Annotated in this window: 26 protein-coding genes; 19 read left to right on the top strand and 7 right to left on the bottom strand. The window is 67.5% G+C overall.

Going from position 1 to position 25090, the window contains the following annotated elements; translation table 11 throughout:
* Nucleotides 1-592 precede the first annotated feature (592 nt).
* From LQ772_RS06350 to arsC, 4 genes are read left to right on the top strand one after another with little or no spacing between them, the layout of a single operon-like run.
* Nucleotides 593-1495, top strand: a complete 903-nt coding sequence (locus tag LQ772_RS06350) for a segregation and condensation protein A (protein WP_231325057.1) — start codon at nucleotides 593-595, stop codon at nucleotides 1493-1495.
* Between the two features lie 36 nt (nucleotides 1496-1531).
* Complete coding sequence (scpB, locus tag LQ772_RS06345) at nucleotides 1532-2395, top strand: SMC-Scp complex subunit ScpB (protein ID WP_231325055.1); 864 nt, start codon at nucleotides 1532-1534, stop codon at nucleotides 2393-2395.
* Nucleotides 2392-3831, top strand: coding sequence for a pseudouridine synthase (locus LQ772_RS06340; protein ID WP_231325053.1), 1440 nt, complete (start codon nucleotides 2392-2394; stop codon nucleotides 3829-3831). The genes scpB and LQ772_RS06340 overlap by 4 nt, the downstream gene beginning before the upstream one ends.
* A 12-nt stretch (nucleotides 3832-3843) precedes the next feature.
* The gene (arsC, locus tag LQ772_RS06335; protein WP_231325052.1) at nucleotides 3844-4194 is read left to right on the top strand and encodes an arsenate reductase (glutaredoxin); all 351 of its coding nucleotides are present in this window, start codon (nucleotides 3844-3846) and stop codon (nucleotides 4192-4194) included.
* Between the two features lie 162 nt (nucleotides 4195-4356).
* On the opposite strand, the gene LQ772_RS06330 is transcribed toward arsC, so the two are convergent.
* From LQ772_RS06330 to LQ772_RS06320, 3 genes are read right to left on the bottom strand one after another with little or no spacing between them, the layout of a single operon-like run.
* Nucleotides 4357-5172: an amidohydrolase gene (locus tag LQ772_RS06330; protein ID WP_231325050.1), complete on the bottom strand. Its 816-nt coding sequence runs from the start codon at nucleotides 5170-5172 to the stop codon at nucleotides 4357-4359.
* The gene (locus tag LQ772_RS06325) at nucleotides 5160-6305 is read right to left on the bottom strand and encodes a pyridoxal phosphate-dependent aminotransferase (protein ID WP_231325048.1); all 1146 of its coding nucleotides are present in this window, start codon (nucleotides 6303-6305) and stop codon (nucleotides 5160-5162) included. The genes LQ772_RS06330 and LQ772_RS06325 overlap by 13 nt, the downstream gene beginning before the upstream one ends.
* Nucleotides 6306-6348: 43 nt before the next feature.
* Entirely contained in the window at nucleotides 6349-7326 is a 978-nt protein-coding gene (locus LQ772_RS06320; protein WP_231325047.1) for a LysR substrate-binding domain-containing protein, read from the bottom strand.
* A gap of 117 nt (nucleotides 7327-7443) precedes the next feature.
* Here LQ772_RS06320 and LQ772_RS06315 point away from each other — a divergent pair, with 117 nt between their 5' ends.
* The 13 genes from LQ772_RS06315 (at nucleotide 7444) to LQ772_RS06255 (ending at nucleotide 18511) form a co-directional block, all read left to right on the top strand.
* Nucleotides 7444-8028 (top strand): FMN-dependent NADH-azoreductase, encoded by a 585-nt coding sequence (locus LQ772_RS06315; protein WP_231325045.1) that lies wholly within the window; start codon nucleotides 7444-7446, stop codon nucleotides 8026-8028.
* A gap of 200 nt (nucleotides 8029-8228) precedes the next feature.
* Nucleotides 8229-9896, top strand: a complete 1668-nt coding sequence (locus LQ772_RS06310) for an amidohydrolase (RefSeq protein ID WP_231325044.1) — start codon at nucleotides 8229-8231, stop codon at nucleotides 9894-9896.
* 220 nt (nucleotides 9897-10116) lie between these two features.
* Nucleotides 10117-10440 carry a hypothetical protein gene (locus LQ772_RS06305; RefSeq protein ID WP_231325042.1) on the top strand — a complete coding sequence of 108 codons (324 nt, stop codon included), beginning with the start codon at nucleotides 10117-10119 and terminating at the stop codon, nucleotides 10438-10440.
* Between the two features lie 3 nt (nucleotides 10441-10443).
* Nucleotides 10444-10818 (top strand): GntR family transcriptional regulator, encoded by a 375-nt coding sequence (locus tag LQ772_RS06300; protein WP_231325040.1) that lies wholly within the window; start codon nucleotides 10444-10446, stop codon nucleotides 10816-10818.
* Nucleotides 10815-11672, top strand: coding sequence for an ABC transporter ATP-binding protein (locus LQ772_RS06295; RefSeq protein ID WP_231325038.1), 858 nt, complete (start codon nucleotides 10815-10817; stop codon nucleotides 11670-11672). Before LQ772_RS06300 ends, LQ772_RS06295 begins: the two co-directional genes overlap by 4 nt.
* Complete coding sequence (locus LQ772_RS06290; RefSeq protein ID WP_231325037.1) at nucleotides 11669-12664, top strand: ABC-2 transporter permease; 996 nt, start codon at nucleotides 11669-11671, stop codon at nucleotides 12662-12664. The genes LQ772_RS06295 and LQ772_RS06290 overlap by 4 nt, the downstream gene beginning before the upstream one ends.
* Nucleotides 12665-12728: 64 nt before the next feature.
* Nucleotides 12729-13373, top strand: a complete 645-nt coding sequence (locus tag LQ772_RS06285; RefSeq protein WP_231325035.1) for a YggN family protein — start codon at nucleotides 12729-12731, stop codon at nucleotides 13371-13373.
* Nucleotides 13374-13396: 23 nt separating this feature from the next.
* A complete protein-coding gene (locus LQ772_RS06280; RefSeq protein ID WP_231325033.1) occupies nucleotides 13397-13933 on the top strand; it encodes a YggN family protein in 537 nt (178 codons plus the stop codon).
* Nucleotides 13934-13976: 43 nt separating this feature from the next.
* On the top strand, nucleotides 13977-14678 hold the full coding sequence (locus LQ772_RS06275; protein ID WP_231325032.1) for a DUF4386 domain-containing protein: 702 nt from the start codon (nucleotides 13977-13979) through the stop codon (nucleotides 14676-14678).
* A 51-nt stretch (nucleotides 14679-14729) separates the two neighbouring features.
* Entirely contained in the window at nucleotides 14730-15143 is a 414-nt protein-coding gene (locus LQ772_RS06270) for a DUF6326 family protein (RefSeq protein ID WP_231325030.1), read from the top strand.
* A 242-nt stretch (nucleotides 15144-15385) separates the two neighbouring features.
* On the top strand, nucleotides 15386-16291 hold the full coding sequence (locus LQ772_RS06265) for a class I SAM-dependent methyltransferase (RefSeq protein WP_231325028.1): 906 nt from the start codon (nucleotides 15386-15388) through the stop codon (nucleotides 16289-16291).
* 71 nt (nucleotides 16292-16362) lie between these two features.
* Complete coding sequence (locus LQ772_RS06260) at nucleotides 16363-17856, top strand: DNA-3-methyladenine glycosylase 2 (RefSeq protein WP_231325027.1); 1494 nt, start codon at nucleotides 16363-16365, stop codon at nucleotides 17854-17856.
* Between the two features lie 145 nt (nucleotides 17857-18001).
* Nucleotides 18002-18511 (top strand): methylated-DNA--[protein]-cysteine S-methyltransferase, encoded by a 510-nt coding sequence (locus tag LQ772_RS06255; protein ID WP_231325025.1) that lies wholly within the window; start codon nucleotides 18002-18004, stop codon nucleotides 18509-18511.
* A 60-nt stretch (nucleotides 18512-18571) separates the two neighbouring features.
* On the opposite strand, the gene LQ772_RS06250 is transcribed toward LQ772_RS06255, so the two are convergent.
* The gene (locus LQ772_RS06250; protein ID WP_231325024.1) at nucleotides 18572-18877 is read right to left on the bottom strand and encodes a hypothetical protein; all 306 of its coding nucleotides are present in this window, start codon (nucleotides 18875-18877) and stop codon (nucleotides 18572-18574) included.
* Between the two features lie 155 nt (nucleotides 18878-19032).
* On the opposite strand from LQ772_RS06250, the gene LQ772_RS06245 reads away from it, so the two are divergent.
* Nucleotides 19033-20277: an alkaline phosphatase family protein gene (locus LQ772_RS06245; protein WP_231325022.1), complete on the top strand. Its 1245-nt coding sequence runs from the start codon at nucleotides 19033-19035 to the stop codon at nucleotides 20275-20277.
* Nucleotides 20278-20401: 124 nt separating this feature from the next.
* Here LQ772_RS06245 and LQ772_RS06240 read toward each other — a convergent pair whose 3' ends face one another.
* The 3 genes from LQ772_RS06240 to LQ772_RS06230 form a co-directional block, all read right to left on the bottom strand.
* Complete coding sequence (locus tag LQ772_RS06240) at nucleotides 20402-21664, bottom strand: MFS transporter (RefSeq protein WP_231325020.1); 1263 nt, start codon at nucleotides 21662-21664, stop codon at nucleotides 20402-20404.
* A 104-nt stretch (nucleotides 21665-21768) separates the two neighbouring features.
* Nucleotides 21769-21927: a hypothetical protein gene (locus LQ772_RS06235; protein WP_231325018.1), complete on the bottom strand. Its 159-nt coding sequence runs from the start codon at nucleotides 21925-21927 to the stop codon at nucleotides 21769-21771.
* Between the two features lie 89 nt (nucleotides 21928-22016).
* Nucleotides 22017-23396 carry a formimidoylglutamate deiminase gene (locus LQ772_RS06230; protein WP_231325016.1) on the bottom strand — a complete coding sequence of 460 codons (1380 nt, stop codon included), beginning with the start codon at nucleotides 23394-23396 and terminating at the stop codon, nucleotides 22017-22019.
* A gap of 92 nt (nucleotides 23397-23488) precedes the next feature.
* Here LQ772_RS06230 and LQ772_RS06225 point away from each other — a divergent pair, with 92 nt between their 5' ends.
* On the top strand, nucleotides 23489-25054 hold the full coding sequence (locus LQ772_RS06225) for a bifunctional GNAT family N-acetyltransferase/carbon-nitrogen hydrolase family protein (RefSeq protein WP_231325014.1): 1566 nt from the start codon (nucleotides 23489-23491) through the stop codon (nucleotides 25052-25054).
* Nucleotides 25055-25090: the final 36 nt, after the last annotated feature.

The following is a 25090-nucleotide window of genomic DNA, read 5'->3' as shown; positions in this document are numbered from 1 at the left end:
CCAGTGTTCAGCGGACCGTTCGCGCAGCGGGAAAACGGCATCTCATGGGCACGATAAAGCAAACGCCATGCCATCGATGGATCGGTGCGACGTCATCCCCTGCCCGCCCGACACCGCACTGGAACTGCCGCGCCCGGCTTCTGCACGACGCACCGTGTCACATGCTGCCCCATGCGCGAGCACTTGCGCACTGGACTTGCCGCAACGCTACCGCTAACCTGTCCCCATGCCCGGTTCCAGCGTGCGCCGTGCCGGTCGATACCGGCCATCGCGGCACGCATCCGAGTCCCGGCAGACCGATTGAAACCGTCCGTGGCGCCGTGTCGCCATCCTGTCTTGCGTTCGTTCCAGGGCCCGATGCCCGGCGTGGACGCCTTGGTGGTCGCCCGAGCCCGCCTGACCGAACCGCCGTGGTGCGGCTTCGTCAAGCGACACGCGGCGACGGCTGCGCCGGAACCGGCGAGCCAGCTTGACCGATCGCCGGCCCGAAGCCGCGGTCACGAGGGGATACCCGTCCACAGGGCACCGCCCGCCAGGACGACAGGTTTTGAACGCATTGCCGGCCGCGTGAGCGGCCTCACGACATGCATTGATGAGCACAGAACCGCAGCAGCCGGCCGCACCGTCGCAGGACGCCTTCGCGTCGATCCCCCAGCAGCAGGAAATGCCGCTGGCGGTCGTGCGTGGCGAACCCATGCTGCAGATGCCGCAGGACCTGTACATCCCGCCGGACGCCTTGGAAGTTTTTCTCGAAGCGTTCGAGGGCCCGCTGGACCTGCTGCTGTACCTGATCCGCCGGCAGAACCTGGACATCCTGGACATTCCGATTGCCGAAATTACGCGGCAATACATGGAATACATCGACATGATGCGGGACTCGATGCGGCTGGAGCTGGCCGCCGAGTACCTGCTGATGGCCGCGATCCTGGGCGAGATCAAGTCGCGCCTGCTGCTGCCCCGCCCGCCCGCCGAGGAGGGCATCGAGGACGACCCGCGCGCCGAACTGGTGCGCCGCCTGCAGGAATACGAGCGCTTCAAGAAGGCCGCCGAGGACATCGACACCCTGCCCCGGCTGGAACGCGACACGGTAGTGGTGCAGGCCGACGTGGGCGAGCGCAACGTGGTGAAGCTGCCGCCGCCGCTGGACCTGAAGGAAATGCTGCTGGCGCTCAAGGACGTGATGCACCGCGCCGAGCTGTTCGGCCATCACGCGATCAAGCGCGAGGCGTTGAGCGTGCGCCAGCGGATGGGCGAACTGCTGAGCCGGCTGGAAGACAGCACGTTCCACCGCTTCGAAAGCCTGTTCGACATCAACGAAGGCCGCCTGGGCGTAGTGGTGACTTTCCTGGCCATGCTTGAACTGGCCAAGGAAATGCTCGTCGAGATCGTGCAGGAAGAGCCGCTGGCGCCGATCTACGTCAAGGCAAAGACCGCGCTGGCCGAAGAAAACGACGAACTGCCGGACGACATGCCGGTTTCCGCCGCCGCCGACTGACGGCGCGGCCCCCTTCGCATCTCTGACCTGAAGGCCATGCAGATCGAGCAACTCAAACCGATTATCGAAGCGGCCCTGCTCGCCGCCAGCCAGCCGCTCACCGTGGCGCAGCTGGGCGAGCTGTTCGTCGACGAGGACCAGGTCGACCGCGAGGCGATCGCGCGGGCGCTGGAGTCGCTGGGCGAGGACTGCGCCGGGCGCGGCGTGGAACTGAGGGAGGTCGCCTCCGGCTTCCGCTACCAGGTTCGCCAGGACGTGCACCCCTGGGTGTCGCGCATGTGGACCGAGAAACCCAGCCGCTATTCGCGCGCCCTGCTCGAAACGCTGGCGCTGATCGCCTACCGCCAGCCGATCACCCGTCCGGAGATCGAACAGATCCGTGGCGTGGTGGTCTCTTCCAACATCGTCAAGACGCTGGAAGAGCGCGAGTGGATCCGCGTGGTCGGCCACCGCGACGTGCCCGGCAAGCCGGCGCTGTTCGGCACCACCCGCGCCTTCCTGGATTACTTCAGCCTCAAGTCGCTGGACGAGCTGCCGCCGCTGTCCGAAATCCGCGACATGGAAGACCCGCAGCTTCGCCTCGACCAGGAACCGCTGCCGCCGCGGGTGATCAAGGACCTGCCGATCGACCCGGACGAGGAAGATGCCGCGGCCGTGCAGGACGAGGCACCCGGGGACATTGACGACACCACTGCCGGGTCCGGCCAGGACGAAGTGCCAGCCGGCGAAACACCCGCGCTCGCAGAGGCCGAGACCGAACCGGCCGACGCCACCGAAACCACCGCCGCCGCGTCCGATGACGAGGCGCCCACCCCATCCGCCACTGCCGACGAGGCAGCAGCCCCTGCGGACGTCGACGAAGACGCCGCCGAGCAGGACACCGAGGAGTACCGCGCATGACTGCGCCGCAGAAATCCGTTTTGACCCTCAAGCGCGAACCCCGCGAAGAGGCCGACACCCCCGCCCTGGAAGAACGCCTGCACAAGGTGCTGGCCAACGCGGGCCTGGGCTCGCGCCGCATGCTGGAACAGCGCATCCAGGCCGGCGAGGTGGAACTCAACGGCGCGCCCGCCGGCATCGGCGCCAGCGTGCACGCCGGCGACCGCGTCGTGCTCGACGGCAAGCAGTTCGTCGTCGCCACCGACAACCGCGACGAGACCGAGGTGCTGCTCTACCACAAGCCTGAGGGCGTGGTGACCACCCGCGAGGATCCCGAAGGCCGTCCCACTGTGTTCGAAAAGCTGCCGCGCCTGAAGGGCGCGCGCTGGGTGGCCGTGGGCCGCCTGGACATCAACACCACCGGCCTGCTGCTGCTCACCACCGACGGCGAGCTGGCCAACGCGCTGATGCATCCCAGGAGCGGACTTGGTCGCGAGTACCTCTGCCGCGTGCACGGCGAGGTGCCCGACGAGGTGATCGAGAAGCTCAAGTCGGGCGTGGAGCTGGAGGACGGCCCCGCCCGCTTCGACGAGATCGCCATCATCAGCCGCGGCGGCAGCCACAGCTGGTTCCGCGTGGTCATCCGCGAAGGCCGCAACCGCGAGGTGCGCCGCCTGTGGGATTCACAGGGCTTCCTTGTCAGCCGCCTCAAGCGCATCCGCTACGGCGCCGTGGAGCTGCCTCGCACGCTGCGGCGCGGCGAAAGCGAATCGCTTTCCGAAGACGCCATCAAGGACCTGCGCAAGTCCGTCGGCCTGGGCCCTGCTCAGCCAGCACTGACGCTGAGCCCGGTCCTGCACCAGCGCCGCGCCAGCCGCAGCGTCACTGAATACCGTCCCGAGCGCGGCGCACCGACGGGCTGGAGCGGCGCCTACCACGACGAGGCCCGCGAGCTGCGCGCGTTCGACCGCATCCGCGAGGAACCGGCACGGGGCAAGCAGCAGCGCCGCCGACCGGGCAAGGAAGTCAACGGCAACGTCGCCAGGCCGGAGCGCCCGGCGGCCCCTGGCCGTCGCAAGAGCAAGCGCGGTGTCGCACCCGGCCAGGAACTACCGTCGGTGCGCACCTGGTTCGCGGGCGAAAGCCGCGAAGGCGGCGGCCGTGGGCAGGCGCCGAGCGGCCATCGGGCTGCCGGCAACGCGGCAGGCGGCAATGCGGCAGGCGGCAATCGACGCAGCGGCAAGCCGGCGGGTGGCCGCGGTGGTGAAGCACGCAACGCTGGCCCCTACTCCGGCTTCGGCGGTGGCGGTGGCGGTGGCGGCAATCGCGGTCCCCGCCCGGGTGGAAGCCCCGGCCAGGGCGGCAGGCCGCAAAACCGCGGCAACCGCCCGCAAGGCGGCGGCGGTGGTGGGCGGCCCCAGGGCGGCCGCGGCGGCAACCGCCACGGAAACCGCTGAGGTCTCGCCGCGATGGCCGTGCGCATTTACCACAACAGCCGCTGTTCCAAGTCGCGCGGAACGCTCGAGTTGCTGCAAGCGCGCGGCATCGAGCCGGAAGTGGTCAACTACCTCGACACCCCGCCCAGCGTGGATGAGCTCAGGAAACTGCTGCACCTGCTGGAGATGACGCCGCGCCAGCTGCTTCGCACCGGCGAGGCGGAGTACAGGGAGCTGGGCCTGGACGACCCTGCGACGGGCGACCAAGCCCTCCTGCAGGCGATGGCCGCGCACCCGAAACTCATCGAGCGCCCGATCGTCGTGGCCGGTGGCAAGGCCGCCATCGGCCGCCCGCCGGAGGCGGTCCTGGCCATTCTGTCTTAGGCCGTCTTGTGGGCTTCAGCCCACCCGACGGGCCGATGCCGATCGCCGCAGCAACAGAAGCCGCCCCATGGGCGGCTTCGTCGTGATGGAGCCTGCCGCACGTGCGATCATGCATCGCGTGGGCACGCCCTCACGCTACGGCCCGCGCACCGAGGGATGGGATCACATCGGCCCCAACGTGAACTCGTCGGCGTCCATCCATGCGGGAAAGCGTTCGCGATGTGCCAGCAAAGGGGCCGGATCCAGGCGCACCTTGGCGACCTGCTCCTGCGTGCCCAGTTCGATCAGCGCCTCCCCGACCGGGTCGATCACCGCGCTATCCCCGGCGTACGGCAAATCGTTGCCGTCCACACCGACGCGGTTGACGCCCACCACGCACGCCAGGTTTTCGATCGCACGCGCGCGCAGCAGCGTGCGCCAGGGCTGCCGACGCGGCGCCGGCCAGTTGGCGACGAACAATGCCAGGTCGTAGTCCATGCCGCCGGCCGCGCTCTCCAGGCGGCGGTTGCGCAGCCACACGGGGAAGCGCAGGTCGTAGCAGACCTGCGGCAGGATGCGCCAACCGTTCAACTCGACCACCAGCCGCTCGCGACCACCGCCGTAGCGGGTGTGCTCGCCGGCCATGCGGAACAGGTGGCGCTTGTCGTACTGCGCGTGGCTGCCGTCCGGGCGCATCCAGAACAGGCGGTTGTAGACCGTGCCGTCCTCGATGATGGCCAGGCTGCCGCAGATCACTGCGCCCACCTCGCACGCCAGATCGCGCAGCCAGGCCACACCCTCCCCGTCCATGGTGCCGGCGCTGACCCGGGTGTCGTTGCTGAACCCGGACAGGAACGTCTCCGGCAACACGACCAGGTCGCTGCCCCGGGCCTGGCGCACCAGCGCGCCGTAGTACTCGCGATTGGCCGGCGCGTCGTGCCAGCGGGTGGCGCCCTGGACCAGGCTGACCGTCAGCGACTGCATGCTCACAGGCGACATAGACGCTCCGCGGCGGCGGTCATGGTGGCATCGCTCTTGGCGAAGCACAGGCGCAGCAGTCGCGTGCCGGGCGGTTTCTCGTAGAACGGCGTCAGCGGGATGCCCGCCACGCCGCCCTGCTCCACCAGCCAGCGCGCGAATGCGAGGTCGTCCTCGTCGCGGATGGCCGAGTAGTCGACCAGCTGGAAATAACCGCCCGGCACGTCGAGGAGCTTCAGGCGGGAGGGCGCCAGCAGCGCGCGGAAGCGATCACGCTTGGCCTGGTAGAAATCCGGCAGTTCGAGATAGTGCGCCGGATCATTCGCCATGATTTCGGCAAAGGCCGCCTGCGCCGGGTGGAAGGTGCAGAAGGTCAGGTACTGGTGCACCTTTCGGAACTCGGCCGAGAGCGCGGCCGGTGCGATCGCGTAGCCAACCTTCCAGCCGGTGCAGTGGTAGGTCTTGCCGAAGCTGGACACCACGATGCTGCGCTCGGCCAGCTCCGGATGCCGCAACACGCTTTCGTGCCGACAGCCGTCATACACGATGTGCTCGTAGACCTCGTCGGACAGCACGACGATGTCGGTGTCGCGGGTGAGCCCGGCCAGGATCTCCAGGTCGTCCGCCGAAAGCACCGCGCCCGAGGGGTTGTGCGGGCTGTTGATCAGGATCATCCGTGTCTTCGGGGTGATCGCATCGCGCACGCGCTGCCAGTCGATCGCGAAGCTCGGCACGGTCAGCGGGATGTGCACCGCGCGTGCGCCCTGCAGTTCGATCGCCGGCTCGTAGGAGTCGTAGGCTGGATCGAACACGATCACCTCCTCGCCCGAACGCACGGTCGCTGCGATCGCGCAAAAAAGTGCCTCGGTTGCGCCGGACGTCACCGTGATCTCGGTGGCCGAGTCCACGCGCCGCCCATACAACCGCTGCGTCTTGATCGCGATCTGTTCGCGCAACGCGGCAGTGCCGATCCCGGGGGCGTACTGGTTCTTGCCCTCGGCCATCGCACGGGCGAGAGCTTCACGCAGCGACTGCGGCGGCTCGAAATCGGGAAAGCCCTGGCCCAGGTTCACCGCCCGGTGATCGAGCGCAAGCTGGCTCATCACGCTGAAGATGGTGGTGCCGACCTTGGGGAGCTTGGTGTCGATGTTCATGCGCGCGGATGTCTGGAAGGCCAAACGGCAAGCCTAGCACGGCTCATGTGCGCGGCCGGTCGAGCGGATCGAGCGGGCGTTGTCGGCATTGCTCGTGCTTGAGGCGGGTCGCCTCGGGCAGGCGCTCGGCAAGGAAATCCACCAGCGCACGCACGCCGGGCAGCATGCCACGGCGGCTGGGATAGACGAAGTGCATGGTCCCTTCCGGCGCGCTCCAGTCAGGCAGCACCACTTCGAGCTCGCCGCGGGTCACCGCCGGCGCACAAACGAACTCCGGCAGCAGCGCCACGCCCAGCCCACGGCGCGCGGCTTCCAGCAACAGCGCGAACTCACCGGTGACCAGGCGGGCATTCATCTCCACCGAGACGCGCTCGCCCTGCGCGTCGATCAATTCCCACACCTGGGCGCCCTCGTGCTCGAGCATGGTCAATGCCGGCAACGTGGACAGTTCTGCCGGCGCCCTGGGCCGCCCCAGGCGGTCGAGCATCTCCGGGCTGGCCACTGCCAGCACGCGGGACAGGCCGAAGGTGCGCATCACCATGTTGGCATCGGCATCAAGCTTGCTGCGCACGCGGATGGCGATGTCGTAACCCTCGCCCACCACGTCCACGCGACGGTTGCTGGAAAGCACGCGCACCTGCACCTTGGGGTACTGCGCCAGGAAGTCCGGCAGCACGTGCGCCACCACCGTCTGCGCCAGCGAGACCGGGCAACTCAGCCGCACGACGCCGCGTGGCTCGGCGCGCAATTCGTCGACCGCTTCCTGCGCCGCGCGGGCTTCTTCCAGCACCGCGCGGCAATGGGCATAGAAGCGCTCGCCTACCTCGGTAACCACGAAACGACGAGTGGTCCGCTGCAGAAGTCGCACCCCCAGGCGCTCCTCCAACTGCGACACCCGCTTGCTCAACCGCGATTTGGGAATGCCCAACGCACGGCCCGCCGCCGAGAAGCCGTTGTGCTCGACCACCATGGCGAAGAAATAGAGGTCGTTGAGGTCCTGCAGCGTGCCGTCGAGGGTCATGCCAGCTGTTTCCTTATAGAAACGATAAGTTCGATATTAGCCGACTTATCAGACTATTGTCGCGAAAGTATCGTGTATTCCGTCGCCGGCTCGCCGGCCTTCGACTGGAGTCACGTTATGAAATTGCTGCACATCGATTCGAGCGCCCTGGGCCAGCATTCGGTCTCGCGCGAACTCACCGCGGACATCGTGGCCGAGGTCAAGCGCACGCGTCCGGATGCCTCCGTGCGCTACCGCGACCTCGCCGCGCAGCCATTGCCGCACTGGGCGCCGGTGGCTGACGCCAGCGATCCGGGCGCGCTGCTGGGCAACGAGGTGATGGACGAGTTCCTTGCCGCCGATGTCATCGTGCTCGGCGCCCCGATGTACAACTTCGGCATTCCCAGCCAACTGAAGGCCTGGATCGACCGCATCGCGGTAGCCGGCAAGACCTTCCGCTACACCGCCAACGGTCCGGAGGGCCTGGCCGGCGGCAAGCGGGTGATCGTCGCGTCCAGCCGCGGCGGTTTCTACGGCGAAGGTACGGTTGCCGCAGCGATGGACTTCCAGGAGAAGTACCTGCGCGCGGTGCTCGGGTTCCTGGGCATCACGGACGTCGAGTTCGTGCGCGCCGAAGGCGTGGCGGTCAGTGCCGAGCACAAGAGCCAGGCACTGGCCGCGGCGAAGGAAGCCATCGGGACGCTGCTGCCCAAAGCGGCGTGACCTCACGCGGGGCCACCAGCCGTTCGTGCCGGGCGTAGGTCGCAGGACGAAGCCGAAGCAGCTCGCATGAGCCCTTCGACTTCGGCGCTTCGCGCCTGCGCTCTGGGCGACGGCTTGCTTTTGCCGTTGCGCATCCCTGTGGTGGAAAAACCGGGCGCGGCCCGACACACTGCGGCTTTCCCGCACAGGAATCCGCGCGCATGAACCGCACTCTGCGTCTCTCCCTGCTCGCCTTGCTGGCCACCGCGCCGGCGCTGCAGGCCGCCGATCTGTACGTGCACAACGTCAAGGGCTACACCCTGGACAGCCACGGCAAGCTGCAGCGATTCGACGCGCTGCTGGTGGACGACGGGAAGGTCGTGGCCACCGGCACCGATGCGGCGCTGGCCAAGCGCGCCGACGATGCAACGGTGATCGACGGCCACGGCAAGACGCTGCTGCCGGGCCTGATCGATGCGCACGGACACGTGCTCGAACTGGGTTATGCGCTCATCCAGGCCGACCTGACCGGCACGCAGTCGATCGACGAGGCACTCGCGCGCATCAAGGATTACGCCAAGGCCCATCCGGATGCTCGCTGGATTATCGGCGGCGGCTGGAACCAGGTGATCTGGAAGCTCGGCCGATTCCCCACTGCCAGGGAACTGGACGCGGTGGTTTCGGACCGCCCGGTATGGCTCAGCCGTGTGGATGGCCACGCCGCCTGGGCCAATACCGCCGCCATGAAGCTGGCCGGCATTACCCGCGACACCAAGGATCCGCCGGGCGGCCGCATCGAACGCGATGCACAGGGCAACCCCACCGGAGTGTTCGTCGACGGCGCCACCGCACTGGTCGGTGCGGTCGTGCCCGAGCCCACCGACAGGGAGCGCGCCGTCGCACTGGACACCGCGCTGGCGGAGATGGCGCGCGTAGGCCTGACCGGGGTGGACGACGCCGGCATCGACCTGCCCAACTACCGTCTCTACAAGCGCTACGCCGACGAGCACAAGCTGACCGCGCGCATCTACGCGATGATCCGCGACACCGGCGACGCCTTCGACACGATCACCGCAGGCGCTCCGCTGGACGGCTACGGCGATGGCTACCTCACCGTGCATTCGGTCAAGCTGTTTGCCGACGGTGCATTGGGCAGCCGTGGCGCGGCGATGCTCAAGCCCTACTTCGATGATCCGCACAACCACGGGTTGCTCTTCATGAGTCCGGGCACGATGGCGTCGAAGATCGAGAAGGCCTTCGCGAAGGGCTACCAGGTCAACATCCACGCGATCGGCGATGCAGCCAACCGCGAAGTGCTGGACAGCTTCGCCACCGCCTACAAGGTCCACCCCGATGCCAGGGCCTTCCGCAACCGCGTCGAGCACGCGCAGATCGTCTCGCTCAAGGACATCCCGCGCTTCGTGCCGTTGAAACTCATCGCTTCGATGCAGCCCACGCACGCCACCTCCGACATGAACATGGCCGAGGACCGCGTGGGCCACGAGCGCATCGAGGGCGCCTACGCCTGGCGGCGTTTCCTCAAGCAGGGCACGGTGGTCGCCTTCGGCTCCGACTTCCCGGTCGAATCGCCCAACCCGTTCTTCGGCCTGCATGCGGCGGTGACCCGGCAGGACCACCAGAACCAGCCGCCCGGCGGCTGGTATCCCGATCAGAAACTGAGCCTGGTCGAAGCGCTGCGCGCCTTCACCCTCAGTGCGGCCTATGCCGGCCATGCGGAGAAGACCCAGGGTTCGCTGGAACCGGGCAAGTATGCGGACTTCATCCTGGTGGATCGGGATGTCTTTTCGATCAACCCGCAGGACATCTGGAAAACCCGGGTTTTGGGCACCTGGGTTGGCGGCAAACAGGTGTATTCGGCCGCGAAGTGACCGTAGGGCGGGCTTCAGCCCGCCCTCGCCCCCCCCCTGCGAGGCGATGGAGCAACGCGACGCGCGGCCGCGCCGCTGCTCCAGAGCTACCTAACAGGCTGAAAACAAGGGAATTCCAGGCATAGGCCATCAGTCATGGCCGATTGCCTGTTGACGCTTTCGAGGATAGTGTTATAGTTCACTACAACACCGGTCCACGAGGTCACTAAGGAGACCCGCCATGAAAGCGCAGAACCTGATCGCCCTGGCCGCCGCCACGCTGATTACCGCGACGAGCCTGGCCACTTTGAACAACCCCGTGCGCACCGCGCCGGTTTCCGAAATCAACGGTATCCGCGTGGTCAATCTCGCCCCGGTCGAAGTCAGCCCGAGCGCGAGCGACCTGCGTGCGGCCGCCTTGATGGAAGGCTCCGACATCACCAGCGCCACGCTGGCGCCGGTCCTGGACACGCACGCCGAAGCGGGTGCCACCCTGCTCGGGGCGCAGTTGGCCATGCCCTACTATTCGTTTGGCACCCAGCTTGCCCGTGCCAGCAAGGAATAACGTATGACCATCACCTGGAACGACAGCGTCCCGATCTACCGCCAGCTCCGCGAACGCGTGGTGGCGATGATCCTGGATGGCGCCTTGAACGAAGGCGATCCGCTGCCGTCGGTGCGCCAGGTGGCGGCGGATTTCCAGATCAATCCGCTGACCGTATCCAAGGCGTACCAGGAGCTGGTCGACGATCAACTGGTCGAAAAAAGGAGAGGGCTGGGCATGTTCGTCATCGAAGGGGCCCGCGAGGCCTTGTTGAAATCCGAGCGCGAGCGCTTTCTGCGCGAGGAATGGCCGACCCTGTTTGCGCGCCTTCAGCGCCTGGGGCTCGATCTCAAAACGCTGATGCGCGATGCGCCGGCCACCACGGAACTCAAGCCATGAGCGCCATCGTCACCGCGCGAAACCTGAGCAAGCGCTACAAGAACACGACCGCGCTGGACAGCGTGAATTTCGAGATCCAGTCCGGCCGCATCGTCGGGCTGATCGGCCCCAACGGCGCCGGCAAGACCACCGCGCTCAAGGCGATCCTGGGCCTGACCTCCTTCGACGGCGAGCTCAACGTGCTGGGCTACGATCCACGCACCCAGCGCGACAAGCTGATGGAACAGGTCTGCTTCATCGCCGACGTGGCGGTGCTGCCGCGCTGGATCCGCGTGCGCGAGGCGATCGACTTCGTCGCCCACGTCCACCCGCGCTTCGACCGCGCCAAGTGCGAGGGCTTCCTGAAGCGCACCAAGCTCATGCCCGACCAGCGCGTGCGGCAGATGTCCAAGGGCATGATCGTGCAGCTGCACCTCGCCCTGGTGATGGCCATCGACGCGCGCCTGCTGGTGCTGGACGAACCCACGCTCGGCCTGGACATCCTCTACCGCAAGCAGTTCTACCAGAGCCTGCTGGAGGATTACTTCGACGAGAACAAGACGATCATCGTCACCACCCACCAGGTGGAGGAGATCGAACACATCCTCACCGACCTGATGTTCATCCGCGACGGCAAGATCGTGCTGGATACCGACATGGAGGCCGTGAGCGACCGCTTCGCCGAAGTGATGGTCAACGCCGACCAGGCCGCCGCCGCACGCGCACTGCAGCCGATCGACGAACGCCAGGTCTTCGGCAAGAGCATCTTCCTGTTCGACGGCGCCGACCGCACGACGCTGGAGGGGCTGGGCGAAATCCGCCGGCCTTCCGTCAGCGACCTCTTCGTCGCCACCATGAAAGGGACCTACGCATGAAAACCCTTGTCGGCAACAACATGTACTGGCTCGTCAAGCGCGAGTTCTGGGAACACCGCGGCGGCTTCTTCTGGGCACCGCTGGTCACCGGCGGCATCTTCCTGCTGCTCAACATCATGGGCATCATCACCGCCGAAGTGATCGGCGCCCGCCACGGCATCCACATCGGCGAGCTTGGGGCAGCGAGGCAACACTTTGCCGGGGGCAACCTTCAGAGCGTCATCTCGCAGATGGACGCGGGCGACATGAGCCAGGTCGGCATGGCGCTGGACATGGCCATGTACTCCTCCATGGCGCTCATCCTCGTGGTGCTGGGTTTCGTGGTGTTCTTCTACTGCCTGGGCGCCATCTACGACGAACGGCGCGATCGCAGCATCCTGTTCTGGAAGTCGCTGCCGCTATCGGATACCGAGACGGTGTTGTCCAAGGTCGTCAGCGCCACGCTCGTGGCCCCGGTGATCGCTACGCTGGCGGGCATTGCCGCAGGCATTCTGCAGCTGTTGATCGTGGCAACGACGCTGTCCTTCCACGGCATCAACGTGTGGCAGCTGCTGATGCTCGCCCATCCGGTGCGCGTCACGCTCAACATGATCGGCCAGATCCCGCTGTACCTGCTGTGGGCCCTGCCCTCGGTCGGCTGGCTGATGGCGTGCTCGGCCTGGGCCCGTACCAAGCCGTTCCTGTGGGCCATCGCCCTGCCGGTCGCCACCGGCCTGCTGGTCACCTGGTTCGGCATCATGGGCCTGTTCAATCTGTCGGCCGGCTGGTTCTGGCAGAACATCGTGGCCCGCGCCCTGTTCAGCGCCTTCCCCGGTGCCAGCCTGATCGCCAGCGACGGCGTGATCCATACCGGCAACAACAACCTGGATTTCATGAACCTCGGCAACACCTACCAGCTGCTTGGCTCGGTCAACCTGTGGATCGGTGTGGCGGCGGGTGCTGCGCTCATCGCGGCAGCCATCTGGTTCCGCCGCCAGCGCGACGAAGGTTGATCGCAAACGCAACGCTTCCATCGCCCGGCATTCCAGGCCGCTCCATCTCAACGGAAGAACTCCCATGAAGACCCACGCGATCGCCGGTACCCTTGCATTGGTCCTATTGCTACCCATCGCCGGCTGCAACCATTCCGGACAGTCCGATGCCCAGCAAGCGATCACGGAAGTCGACAAGCAGACCTCGCCGGCGATGATCTCCTCGGAAATCCACAAGGCCATGGAACAAGCCAAGCGGGAGCTGGCCACCAAGGACATCGACATTGACCACATCCATGTCGGCCATGGCGAGCATCGTGACAGCGGCTCGCTCCCCAAGGCCGCGATCACGCCCCAGGGCGACCTGCTGATCGACGGCAAGACGGTGAAGGCCACGCCCGAGCAACACACCCTGCTGCTGGACTACCGCCAGCAAGTCGTCGGGATCGCCGAGGCCGGCATGGACATCGGCGAACAAGGAGCCAATCTCGGCACCCATGCTGCCAAGGAAGCGATCTGGGGCGCGCTCACCGGAAAGAGCGACAAGGAGATCGAGGCCGGCATCAAGCCGCGGGCCGAGCAGATCAAGATCGCCGCCATGAAGCTGTGCCAGCGACTGCCGGGACTGCTCGGCTCGCAACAGAAGCTGGCCGCCGTCATGCCGGAGTTCCGCCCCTACGCGACCATGACGCAGAAAGACGTCGACGACTGCGGTCGCGACGAAAAATGATCCAGTGCTTCGGAGGTCAAGGAATGTTCTCTAGAAAGTCCAGCTTCGTTCTCGCCCTCGCGGCCGGCCTCCTGCTGGCCGGCTGCAGCAACGGACCCGACACGACCACGATCGCCAACGGCGGCATCGTGGTGAATGGCGACAATGTCGCGCTTCACGGTACCGGTGGCACCGAGGCCTTCCTCGGCGCCACCGGCCGGCTGGTGATCGACGGCCACGACGTGGCGGTGGATGCCAAGCAGCAGGAACTGCTCAAGCAGTACTACCGGAGCGCCCGCGCCGTGCGCGAGCACGGCGTGGCCACCGGCAAGGCGGGCGCGGCGGTCGCGGTCCAGTCGCTGAAGAATGCCGCGACGCACGTGACCGGCGGCGACAGCGAACAGGCCGACGCCAGGCTCGACGCTGCCACCCAGCGAATCGACCAGGAAACATCGAAGATCTGCATGGACATCCAGCAGATCCGCGTTGCCCAGAAGGGCCTGGCCAGCTCGCTTGCCGCGTTCCAGCCGTTCGCCACGATCATCGACGGCGACGACGACGACTGCTCGAAGGGCTCCTGACCTGCCCCGCCCGCGGGCCATGCATGGGAACACGGAGGTTCGGATGAAAAAGGACGCGAGGGTTGCCGGCCTGCTCTACCTGGTCACGGTAGTCACCGGCATCTTCTACCTGGGCTACGTGCCTTCGCAGCTTGCAGCACACGGCGATGCGACCGCGACCGTGGCGCGGCTCGTTCAATCGGAGACGCTGTTCCGGCTCGGCATCCTGGCCGAGCTGGCCTGCACCGTCGCCTTCCTGATGCTGCCGCTGGCGCTGTACCGGCTGCTCGGTGCCACCGGCAGGACCGCCGCCGTTTTGATGGTCGCGTTTGCCGTCCCCAGCGTACCGATCGCGTTTGCCAACGCGTCGCATCACCTGTCGGTGCTGTCGCTGCTCGACCCCGCCGTTTCCCTGCGGTCGCTCGGCAGCGGACAACTGCAGGCCCAGGTCATGCTCCAGCTCGACGCATACCGGCAGGGCCTGCTGGTGCTGGAGATCTTCTGGGGCCTGTGGTTGCTGCCCTTCGGTTACCTGGTGTGCAAATGCGGTTTCCTGCCCCGGCTGCTGGGCGTGCTGCTGATGCTGGGCGGCCTGGGCTACCTCGCCGATTTCCTCGCCACGCTGTTGTTGCCTGGCTATCCGGCTTCGGCAGTGGCGGACTACATCATGCTGCCGGCATCCCTGGGCGAGATCGGCATCTGCCTGTGGTTGCTGGTTGTTGGCGTACGCCTTCCCGCGAAGCTGGCGACCGCCCCGCCAACCTGACCATGATCCCGGACGGGCCAGCCGATCCGGTCGCCGATACGGAGATAAGCGATGGCCACGACGCCGCTGCATGACCTGAAGATCCACGTGCGTTTCAAGCTGTCCGCGCTGTGGACGGCGATCATGTTCTGTTATGTCTACGGGGACTTCTGGGGCCTGTATCGCCCGGGCAACCTCAGGGACATCCTCGAGGGCATGGGCCCGCTGGGGCCCACGAGCCAGGGTTCGTTGCTGGCCGTCTCCGTCCTCCTGGCCATCCCGGCGGTGATGATCTTCCTGTCGCTGGTACTGCCGCCGCAGGCGGCGCGCTGGCTCAACCTGCTTGTCGGCGTTGCGCTGACCGCGATCGTGGTTGTGACGCTGCCGGGTGCGTGGACCTTCTACGTATTCATGAGCCTGGTGGAGATTGCCATGCAGCTCGCGGTGATCGGGTACGCCTGGCGGTGGCCACGCCTGGCGCCTTGATCGCATGCCGCGCGTTTATCGGACGATGACGCGCGAGGGCGCATGTTCTTCCGATGGGCAGATGGTCTTTCGCCCGTCAGCGGAGAATTCATGCGCACGGCAATCCTCGTCAGGCCGCTTGCCACGATAGATCACCGCGTGCGCCGTTCGCGCGCGCCCGCGGCCGTTCCGGGTGCGACCGGCTCGACAGGCAGCACAAGCCCGGCACGCCAGCGCCCTTCCATATCCGGGAGCGCGTTCCGATGACCGGCATCGGCGGTGCCACGGGCGGCAATCCAGCGGCGGGAAGTGGCGCCCCGTCGGCGCACATGGCTGGGCCCGCGTTTCCGGATGGCCACTTCTATTCCCCGGTCGTGGACGTGCGGCAGACGCTCGCGGACGAGGACAGGCTCTGGGGCGAAGTGGCGCAACCGGCGGGACTGGACCTCGATCCGGCCGGCCATCGGCGCCTCCTGACGGAAGTTTTTCCCGCGTTGATGGAAGGCTACGACTACGCCAACGAGGGACCGCCTGACGATCAGCTCGATCGCTTCTACGACTTCAACGGCCAGTTCGAGCGGCAGGATCCCCGCGTGCTGTTCTGCATGCTCAAGATGGTACGGCCCAAGCGCATCGTCGAGATCGGCTCGGGGTATTCGACGCTGCTGATGATGGACGTCAACAAGCGCTTCCTGGGCGGGAACGCCGCGATCACCTGCGTGGAACCCTACCCGCGGCCGTTCCTGCGCCAGGCGCACTACGCAGGCGAGATCACCCTGCTCGATCGGCGCGCCCAGGATCTGCCGATCGCCATGCTCACCTCGCTCGATGCCGGCGACATCCTGTTCGTCGACTCCTCGCACGTGTCCAAGACCGGCAGCGACGTCAACCGCATCATCCTGCAGGTGCTGCCCAGGCTGAAGCCCGGGGTATACGTCCATTTCCACGACATCTTCATTCCCGCCGACTATCCGAAGGAATGGATCGAGATGGGCTTCTCGTGGAACGAGCAATATCTGCTGCAGGCCTTCCTCGATTTCAACCGTTGCTTCCGCGTGGTCTATGGCTGCGCGATCGCACGCGAGATCCACCCGCGCGAGCTGCATCGCTTCCTTGGCGACAACCCGCCCAACGGCGGAAGTTTCTGGCTGCAACGCTGCGATCCCTAGCAAGGCAACAGGACACATCGATGTCCGAAAACGGCGAGTTCCGCGCAAGTCGCAGTGCTAGCCTGCGCTGCATGTCCACGCCACGAGATGCCCTTCCCGATCACGTCTGCGAGCAGGCGCGCCTGAGCCGCGATGCCCGCTTCGACGGATTGTTCTTCACCGCCGTCACCAGCACGCGCATCTACTGCCGGCCGGTCTGCCCGGCCCCCTCGCCCAAACGATCGAACGTGCGCTACTACGCCAATGCCGCCGCGGCCGAGGCCGATGGCTTTCGTCCGTGCCTGCGCTGCCGGCCGGAACTTGCCCCTGGCAATCCGGCATGGCATCGCGGCGAGGACGTGGTCGCGCGCGCATTGAAGATGATCGACGCGGGCGTGCTGGCCGAAGCCTCGCTGGAGAACCTGGCGGCGCGCGTGGGCGTGGGCGGGCGACAGCTGCGCCGGTTGTTCGTCGAACACCTGGGCGCACCGCCGCTCAACGTGCACACCACGCGCCGGCTGCTGTTCGCCAAGCAGTTGCTGACCGAAACCGCGTTGCCGGTGACCGAGGTAGCGCTGGCGTCGGGATTCGGCAGCCTGCGCCGTTTCAACGCGGCATTTGCCCAGGCCAACCGCATCGCGCCGCGCGAGCTCCGCCGCCAGCCACGGGCGCCTGGAAATGGTGGTGCGCTGGTGCTGCGGTTGGGCTACCGGCCTCCATACGACTTCGACGGCGTGCTGGACTTCCTGCGTACACGCGCCCTGCCCGGGATCGAGCAGGTGGATGCGCATGCCTACGCGCGCGTGTTCGGTCCCGCCGAAGCACCGGGCTGGTTGCGCCTGTCGGCCTGGCCGGGTGGCGAGCATGCGCTCAAGATGGAACTGCACTGTCCGCAGCCGGAGCGGATGCTGGGACTGGTGACACGGCTGCGACGCATGTTCGACCTCGATGCGGAGCCCGGCGCGATTGCCGCCACGCTCGGTGCCGGCGGCGTGCTCGCGCCGCTGCTGCGCCGGCGCCCGGGACTGCGCCTGCCCGGCGGGTGGGATGGTTTCGAGATCGCCGTGCGCGCGGTGCTCGGCCAGCAGGTCAGCGTCGCCGCGGCACGCACGCTTGCCGCGCGCATCGTCGATCGCTGGGGCGATCCGCTGCCGACGCCCGTACTGCCCGGCCTGGCGCGGTTGTTTCCCACGCCGGAACGGCTGGTCGATGCCGACTTGCGCGAGGTGGGCGTGATCAACGCACGCGCCGAAACCATCCGAGGCATCGCCCGCGCGCTGCTGGACGGCCGCGCGGACTTCCGCGCGGAGCAGTCGCTGGAGGAGTTCGTGGCGCGCTGGACCGCGCTACCGGGCATCGGCGAGTGGACGGCGCATTACATGGCGATGCGCGCGCTGAGCCATCCGGACGCCTTTCCGGCGGCCGACCTGATCCTGCGCCGCGCCGCTGCCGGGGATGGCGGCGAACTGAGCACACGCGCGCTCTCGGCCATGGCGGAGGCGTGGCGGCCCTGGCGCGCCTACGCGGTGATGCACCTGTGGCGCGGCGTGGCGGATCAGGCGCTACCGTCCAGGAGGCGCGCATGAGTCCGCGTCACGACCTTCGACTTCGCCACGCTCAGCGCAAACGACATCTGCTCGCACCGAGAACGGATTCACCCGCCTCCGTTCGCCCTGAGCACAAGCCCGCGGGGCTGGAGTCGAAGGGCCCACAACGTAACGAACAGCATCCATGAGCCCGGTCTGGTACGACAACCTTTCCACCCCGATCGGCCGCCTGCGCATGGTCGCCGACGAGCAGGGCCTGCGCGAGGTCTGGTTCGAAACCGGCCGTCACCAGCGCGAGCCGGCGCCCTCGTGGACGCACTCGCCGCCGGCGCTGGCCTTCGCGCGCGTGCAGCTGGAGGAGTACTTCGCTGGCGCGCGACAGGTGTTCGAGTTGCCGTTGCACCCGCTCGGCACGCCATTCCAGCTGACGGTGTGGCAGGAACTGGCGCGCATCCCCTACGGCGCGACCATCAGCTACGGCGAACTGGCGCGCCGCATCGGCCAGCCGCAAGCGATGCGCGCGGTCGGTGCCGCCAACGGCCGCAATCCCCTGCCGATCGTGCTGCCCTGCCACCGCGTCATCGGCGCCAACGGCAGCCTCACCGGCTTCGGCGGTGGCCTGCCGACGAAGCGTTTCCTGCTGGCGATGGAAGAAGGCGTCGCGCGCGGCGACCTGTTCGGGCTGGTGACCTGATCGCTGCAGGACGCGCGCGTCCGCGAAGATCCAACCGATTACCAGCGGCGCGACGTACCGTCAGTCGCCGCTGCGCGATGACGCCGGCGCCTTGCCCGAATGCACCACCGGCGGCGCGACCGCACTCTGGTAGCGATCCAGCAGGTCCTGCTGGCGTGCGCGGTAAAGTTCTCGCTGTCCCTGGTCGGCCTGGTCAAGGCGTGCGGCGTGGAGTGTGTTGGCGGCCTGGGGCCGGCGCAGGGTATCCACGCGGTTCTGCCGCAGCTGCTCTTCGACCTGGTTCTTCTGCAACTGGTCGCGCACCTGGTTTTCCCGCACGGTTTGCTGGAAGCGCGTGTTGACGGGCGACTGGACGACGACGATCACCGGGCGCTGCGGCGCCGGTTGCGATTGCCAGGCACACGCCGCTGCAGGCGCCGCCAATGCGAAGGCGGCTGGCCACAAGCGTAAGAACGCACGGGTTTTGAGCGACATGGAGGCGATGCGATGATGGGGAGTTGTTTCATCGTACGAGCCCACCTATGAAAAACCTGTTTCGCCTGTCGTGCTGGCTGGTGCTGGTGTTCAGCGCTGGTTGCGCCACTACGCCGCCCGCCGGCGCCGCCAAGCCGACGCCCCTGCTGTTGATCTCCATCGACGGCTATCGCGCCGACTATCTCGACCGGGGCCTGAGCCCCACCGTGGCGATGCTCGCGCGCGATGGCGTGCACACGGCGATGCAGCCGTCCTTCCCGTCCCTGACCTTCCCGAACCACTACACGATCGTGACCGGACTGCGCCCGGACCACCACGGTATCGTCAACAACACGATGTACGACGCACAGCTGGGCAAGTTCTCGCTGCACAACCGCAAGGCGGTGAGCGATGGACGCTGGTGGGCCGAAGGCACGCCGCTCTGGGAGACCGCCGACCGCCACGGCCTGCTCACCGCGACGATGTTCTGGCCGGGAACGGAAGCGGACATCCACGGCCGCCACCCCGACCACTGGAAGCCCTACGACGGCTCGGTGACGCCGAACCAGCGCGTCGACCAGGTATTGGCCTGGCTGGATCTTCCAGCCGCCCGGCGGCCGAGTTTCCTCACCCTTTATTTCGATGACGTCGACCACGCCGGCCACTACCACGGCCCAGACTCGCCGCAGGTGGACCAGGCCTTGCGCGAAACCGATCAGGCGCTGGCGCGACTGGTGCAGGGCCTCAAGCAGCGCGGGCTGTTCGACCGCATCAACCTGATCGTGCTGGCCGACCACGGCATGGCGTCGGTGCCGCTGGACCACAGCGTGCTGATCGAGCGCGAACTGGATCTCGATGACGTGCAGGTGGTGAGCCTGGGCGTGCTGGCCGGCTTCAATCCCAAACCCGGGCACGACTTCGCCGCGATCGAAGCACGCATGGAACGCCCTCACCCGCACATGCAGTGCTGGGACAAGACGCGCGTGCCGGCGCGCCTGGCCTATGGCCACAACCCGCGGGTGCCGCAGTTGCTGTGCCTGGCCAATGTCGGCTGGCGCATCACCACGGCCGACTGGCTGGCTTCGCACAAGGGCCACATCAGCGTGGGCGAACACGGTTACGACAACGCAGCGCCGCAGATGCGGGCGCTGTTCGTGGCGCACGGACCGGCCTTCCGCGACGGCGCCACGGTTCCAGCCTTTCCCAACGTGGACGTCTATCCGCTGATGGTGCACCTGCTCGGCCTCCCGCCGCAGCCGAGCGACGGGGACTACGGCGCGGTCAACGCCATGCTCGAACCCGCCGCGCGCTGACAAGAACGCGAAGTCCTTGGTAACAGCGCCCTATGCGCGACCGTCAGGGGCGAGCGCCCCGCAATCGCGCACAGGGCGCTCCTGCAAAGGATCGAACCGGCTCGTCTGGACGACCATCGCCGGCTCAGGGCAACGGTGGCTCCGTCCCGGGCGACGGCGGCCCCGGCAACGGCCGCAGGAAGTACAACCGCCATGCGATCAGCAGCCCGGCGAGCACCATCGCGCCGATGAAGGCGGCAACGCCATTCCATCCCCGCGCCGCATAGAACAGACCCCCACCCGCGCCGGCCAGGCTGGAGCCCATGTAGTACGCGAACAGGTACAGCGAGGAGGCCTGCGCCTTGGCGTTGCCTGCGCGACGGCCGACCCAGCTACTGACGATGGAGTGCCCGCCGAAGAAGCCGAAGGTCACCGCCACGACGCCGGCGATCACCAGGATGAGTGGCCGGAACGTGGTCAGCCCGACACCCGCCAGCATCAGTGCGAAGGTCGTCCACAGCACGCGCCGGCGGCCAAGCCTGCCGGCCAGATGACCCATCCAGGCCGAGCTGAACGTGCCGATGAGGTACACGCTGAAGATCAGCCCGACCACCGCCTGGCTCAGGTTGTACGGCGGCGAGAGCAACCGGTAACCGATGTAGTTGTAGACGGTGACGAAGGCACCCAGCAGCAGGAAGCCCTCGACGAACATCCACGGCAGGCCGGCATCGCGGAACACGCCGGCGAAGCGCGCCAGCAACGTGCGCGGGCGCAGCGGCTGGCGCTCGAAATGATGCGAGGGTGGCAGCAGCCGCCAGAACATCAGGCCGGACGCCAGGCCGATGCCGGCCACCACCATCACGCCCACGCGCCAGTCGAAGAAATCCGCCAGCACGCCGGTGACCAGCCGTCCGCCCATGCCGCCGATCGCGTTGCCACTGATGTAGAGGCCCATCCCCAGCCCGATGGAATCGGGATGCATCTCCTCGCTGAGCCAGGTCATCGCCACGGCGGGCAGCCCGCTCAGGGAGATACCCAGCAGCGTGCGCAGGACCAGCAGGCTGGTCCAGCCGGGCACGATCGCGCTAAGCAGCACCAGCAGCGCCGAGGCGATCAGCGACACGGTCATCACCGACTTGCGCCCATAGGCATCGGACACCGCACCGGCGAACAGCATCGCGAAGGCCAGCACGCCCGTGGTCAGCGACAGCGACAGTGCGCTCGTGGCCGCGCTCACACCGTAGTCCTTGCTGAACTCGGGCATCAGCGGCTGGACGCAGTACAGCAATCCGAAGGTGGCGATGCCGGCGGCGAACAACGCCAGGTTGGCCTGGCGGAACAGCGGGGTGCCATGGCGGATCAGCGATCCGTCGTGGGTGCCGGTGGCCGGCACGGGGTAGTCATTCATCGGCTGCCTTTGGCGGGCCGTGGGCGGGCGGGGGCCGCCATTGTCCTCCGCGCGAGCCGCGCGAGTCACCTTGGCAGGCGGGCCGTCCACCCGGCCGCGCGCGATCAGCGATGGCGCCAGTGGCCTTCGACCCAGACATGGTGCGAGGCCCAGTGGCCCGGCACCCACACGCCGGCGCGGTGGGCCGGCACGACTACGCAGCCTGCCAGGGACAGGCTGCCCACCAGAAGCAAGGTGAAAGCGAACATCGACGTACGGCGCATGGGACGTTTCCCCAGCCAGGAAGGTGATTCCCGAAACGCCCTGCCCGATGCCGCGATGACACGCCGCCGGCGTACTCCGTGGCGTCCGTTCAGCCTGGGGGCTGCTGCCTGAGCCGCTGGACGGTGTCTCGGTAGCGCTGCGCGATGCGCGCCTCGTCGTAGTGACGGAAGTCCCGCACCACCCAGCGCCCGCCGCTCATCACGTCGCGGACCAGCGGCGTATTGCCGGCGAAGATGAAGCTGTCGAGCAGTGCTGGCTCGTCGCGCGCGGCGAGCAGCGGCGAGCCGTCGTCGAGCACCAGCAGGTCGGCGCGATGGTCCGGCAACAACGCGCCGACCGGCAGCCCCGAGGCCTGCGCGCCGCCCGTCAGCGCCGCACGCCACAGGGTCTGGCCGACGCTGGCGCCTTCACGGCGCGCGGCGATGTTGCGGTGGCGCGTGGCCAGGCGCTGGCCGTATTCGAGCCAGCGAAGTTCCTCCACCGGCGACACCGAAATGTGCGAATCCGAGCCGATGCCCAACGTGCCGCCCGCGTCCATGTAGTCGGCCAGCGGAAACAGGCCGTCGCCCAGGTTGGCCTCGGTGGTCGGGCATAGCCCGGCGACCGCACCGCTGCGCGCCAGGCGGTCGGTTTCCTTTTCGCTCAGGTGCGTGGCGTGCACCAGGCACCAGCGCGCGTCGACCTGCGCATGGTCGAGCAGCCATTCGACCGGGCGCGCGCCACGGATCGACAGGCAATCCTGCACTTCGCCGAGCTGCTCGGCGATGTGGATGTGGATCGGTGTGTCCTGCGCCAGGCCGCTGTCGAACACGGCCTGCAACGCCTCTTCCGGTACCGCGCGCAGCGAGTGCAACGCGATCCCCACCCGAAGGTCCGGGGCCTGCTGCGCGCGCAGCGCCTCGAGCAGGCGCAGATAGGCATCGACCTCATGGCCGAAACGGCGCTGCCGCGCGCCCAGCGGCCGGCCATCGAAACCGCCGCGCATGTACAGCACGGGCAGCAGGGTCAGCCCGATGCCGGCCTCGCGCGCCGCCTCGACGAGCGCCAGCGACATGGCCTCGGCCGGCGCGTAGGACGTGCCATCGGGCCGGTGATGCAGGTAGTGGAACTCGCAGACCTGGGTATAGCCGGCCTTGAGCATTTCCACGTAGAGCTGCGCGGCGATCGCCTTCAATTCGTCCGGGCCGACGGCGGCGGCGAACGCGTACATGGTCTCGCGCCAGCTCCAGAAGCTGTCGTCCGCTTTCCCTCGCCGCTCGGCCAGCCCGGCCATGGCGCGCTGGAACGCGTGCGAATGCAGGTTGGGCATGCCAGGGAGCACCCAGCTTCCCAGCGTCTCGGCGGGGCCATCCTCCACCGCCTGCAGCACGCCATCGGCGTCGATGCCGAAGATGCCGTCGCGGGTCCAGCCATCGCCCTGCCACAGGTAGCCGGCATGGCAACGGCGGATGCGGTTGGATGGGGTCATGGACGTCTCCCTGGTAGACGTCCAAGTGTAGCGCCCGTGAGCCTGCCGCCCCGGCAACGGTTCCACGACACACCGTTTCGCATACTGGCGCCATGCCCAAGAAGACGCCCGAGCAAACCGCCAAGCTGCTGCTGCGCCAGGCGCGCCCCGACGACGTGCCGGCGCTGGTTGCCCTCACCGGCCGGGTCTACTCGCCCGAATGGGGCCATTCGGCCGAGATGCTGCGCTCCCAGCAGACGCACTTTCCCGAGGGCCAGTTCGTCGTCGAATACGCCGGCCAAGTGGTCGGCTACTGCGCCACCTTCCGCATCGACGAAGCCACCGCGCTCAAGCCGCACACGTGGGCACAGATCACCGGCGGCGGCATGGGTTCGCGGCACAAGGCCGACGGCGACTGGCTGTACGGCATGGAAGTGGTGGTGCATCCCGACTACCGCGGCATGCGCATCGGCCAGCGGCTCTATCACGCCCGCAAGCGGCTGTGCACGGACCTGAAGCTGCGCGGCATCGTGTTCGGCGGACGCATACCCGGGCTGGCCAAGAACATTGGCCGCTACGGCAGCGCCGAAGCCTACGTGCAGGCGGTGGTCTCCGGCGGACGGCGGGACGCCACGCTGAGCTTCCAGCTCGCCAACGGCTTCGAGGTGATTGGACTGCTGCGCGGCTACGTGCCGTCGGACCACGAATCACTGGGCTGGGCGGCGCATCTGGCATGGCGCAACCCGAGCCTGCTCGATCATCCCGACATCCCCTCCATCCCCTCGCCCAAACACCTGCCCGACCTGGTGCGCGTGGCATCGGTGCAGTACTCCCAGCGGCGCATCCGCTCGTTCGAGGAATTCGCCACGCAGGTGGAGTACTTCACCGACATCGCGGCCGACTACAACGCCGATTTCGTGACGTTCCCCGAGCTGATCACGCTGCAGTTGCTGTCGATCGAGAACGAGGAGCTCTCGCCGGTCGACACGATCCGCAAGCTCAGCCAGTACACGCCGCAGGTGAAGGAACTCTTCGGGCGCCTGGCGGTGCGCTACAACATCAACATCATCGCCGGCTCGCACCCCACCGAACAGCCCAACGGCGACATCCACAACGTCTGCTACGTGTGCCTGCGCGACGGCTCGCTGCACGAGCGCGAGAAGCTCCATCCCACTCCCAGCGAGCGCAACGTCTGGAACATCACCGGCGGCGAGAGCGCGGCGACCATCCAGACCGACTGCGGACCGATCGGCGTGATGATCTGCTACGACTCGGAGTTCCCCGAGGTCGCGCGTCACCTGGTCGACCAGGGCGCGCTGATCCTGTTCGTGCCCTTCTGCACCGACGTGCGCGAGGGCTACCTGCGCGTGCGCTACTGCTCACAGGCCCGTGCGATCGAAAACCAGTGCTACGTCGTGCTCTCGGGCAACGTGGGCAACCTGCCGGGCGTCAACAACTTCGACATCCAGTACGGCCAGAGCTGCATCCTCACGCCCAGCGACTTCCCGTTCGCGCGCGACGGCGTGGCCGCCGACTCCACGCCGAACATCGAAACGGTGCTGTTCGCCGACCTGCGACTGGAAAGCCTCGCCCGCGCCCGCAACGCCGGTGCAGTGACCAATCTCAAGGACCGGCGTTTCGACCTGTACGAGATGCGCTGGCGCCCCAATCCCTTGTAGGAGCGCCCTTGGGCGCGACCGCGAGGGTGCAGATCG

Origin of the sequence: Frateuria edaphi (assembly GCF_021117405.1) — a bacterium.
GTDB lineage: Bacteria > Pseudomonadota > Gammaproteobacteria > Xanthomonadales > Rhodanobacteraceae > Frateuria_A > Frateuria_A edaphi.
This window is presented reverse-complemented; position numbering and strand designations above follow the sequence as displayed.

Coding starts and splice junctions, on each gene's coding strand:
- LQ772_RS06340 (WP_231325053.1), top strand. CDS start 2,392: ATGACTGCGCCGCAGAAATCCGTTTTGACCCTCAAGCGCGAACCCCGC.
- LQ772_RS06235 (WP_231325018.1), bottom strand. CDS start 21,927: ATGCGCCGTACGTCGATGTTCGCTTTCACCTTGCTTCTGGTGGGCAGC.
- LQ772_RS06295 (WP_231325038.1), top strand. CDS start 10,815: ATGAGCGCCATCGTCACCGCGCGAAACCTGAGCAAGCGCTACAAGAAC.
- LQ772_RS06240 (WP_231325020.1), bottom strand. CDS start 21,664: ATGAATGACTACCCCGTGCCGGCCACCGGCACCCACGACGGATCGCTG.
- LQ772_RS06230 (WP_231325016.1), bottom strand. CDS start 23,396: ATGACCCCATCCAACCGCATCCGCCGTTGCCATGCCGGCTACCTGTGG.
- scpB (WP_231325055.1), top strand. CDS start 1,532: ATGCAGATCGAGCAACTCAAACCGATTATCGAAGCGGCCCTGCTCGCC.
- LQ772_RS06280 (WP_231325033.1), top strand. CDS start 13,397: ATGTTCTCTAGAAAGTCCAGCTTCGTTCTCGCCCTCGCGGCCGGCCTC.
- LQ772_RS06255 (WP_231325025.1), top strand. CDS start 18,002: ATGAGCCCGGTCTGGTACGACAACCTTTCCACCCCGATCGGCCGCCTG.
- LQ772_RS06330 (WP_231325050.1), bottom strand. CDS start 5,172: ATGTCGCCTGTGAGCATGCAGTCGCTGACGGTCAGCCTGGTCCAGGGC.
- LQ772_RS06305 (WP_231325042.1), top strand. CDS start 10,117: ATGAAAGCGCAGAACCTGATCGCCCTGGCCGCCGCCACGCTGATTACC.
- LQ772_RS06310 (WP_231325044.1), top strand. CDS start 8,229: ATGAACCGCACTCTGCGTCTCTCCCTGCTCGCCTTGCTGGCCACCGCG.
- LQ772_RS06320 (WP_231325047.1), bottom strand. CDS start 7,326: ATGACCCTCGACGGCACGCTGCAGGACCTCAACGACCTCTATTTCTTC.
- LQ772_RS06245 (WP_231325022.1), top strand. CDS start 19,033: ATGAAAAACCTGTTTCGCCTGTCGTGCTGGCTGGTGCTGGTGTTCAGC.
- arsC (WP_231325052.1), top strand. CDS start 3,844: ATGGCCGTGCGCATTTACCACAACAGCCGCTGTTCCAAGTCGCGCGGA.
- LQ772_RS06300 (WP_231325040.1), top strand. CDS start 10,444: ATGACCATCACCTGGAACGACAGCGTCCCGATCTACCGCCAGCTCCGC.
- LQ772_RS06275 (WP_231325032.1), top strand. CDS start 13,977: ATGAAAAAGGACGCGAGGGTTGCCGGCCTGCTCTACCTGGTCACGGTA.
- LQ772_RS06350 (WP_231325057.1), top strand. CDS start 593: ATGAGCACAGAACCGCAGCAGCCGGCCGCACCGTCGCAGGACGCCTTC.
- LQ772_RS06315 (WP_231325045.1), top strand. CDS start 7,444: ATGAAATTGCTGCACATCGATTCGAGCGCCCTGGGCCAGCATTCGGTC.
- LQ772_RS06285 (WP_231325035.1), top strand. CDS start 12,729: ATGAAGACCCACGCGATCGCCGGTACCCTTGCATTGGTCCTATTGCTA.
- LQ772_RS06260 (WP_231325027.1), top strand. CDS start 16,363: ATGTCCACGCCACGAGATGCCCTTCCCGATCACGTCTGCGAGCAGGCG.
- LQ772_RS06265 (WP_231325028.1), top strand. CDS start 15,386: ATGACCGGCATCGGCGGTGCCACGGGCGGCAATCCAGCGGCGGGAAGT.
- LQ772_RS06225 (WP_231325014.1), top strand. CDS start 23,489: ATGCCCAAGAAGACGCCCGAGCAAACCGCCAAGCTGCTGCTGCGCCAG.
- LQ772_RS06270 (WP_231325030.1), top strand. CDS start 14,730: ATGGCCACGACGCCGCTGCATGACCTGAAGATCCACGTGCGTTTCAAG.
- LQ772_RS06325 (WP_231325048.1), bottom strand. CDS start 6,305: ATGAACATCGACACCAAGCTCCCCAAGGTCGGCACCACCATCTTCAGC.
- LQ772_RS06290 (WP_231325037.1), top strand. CDS start 11,669: ATGAAAACCCTTGTCGGCAACAACATGTACTGGCTCGTCAAGCGCGAG.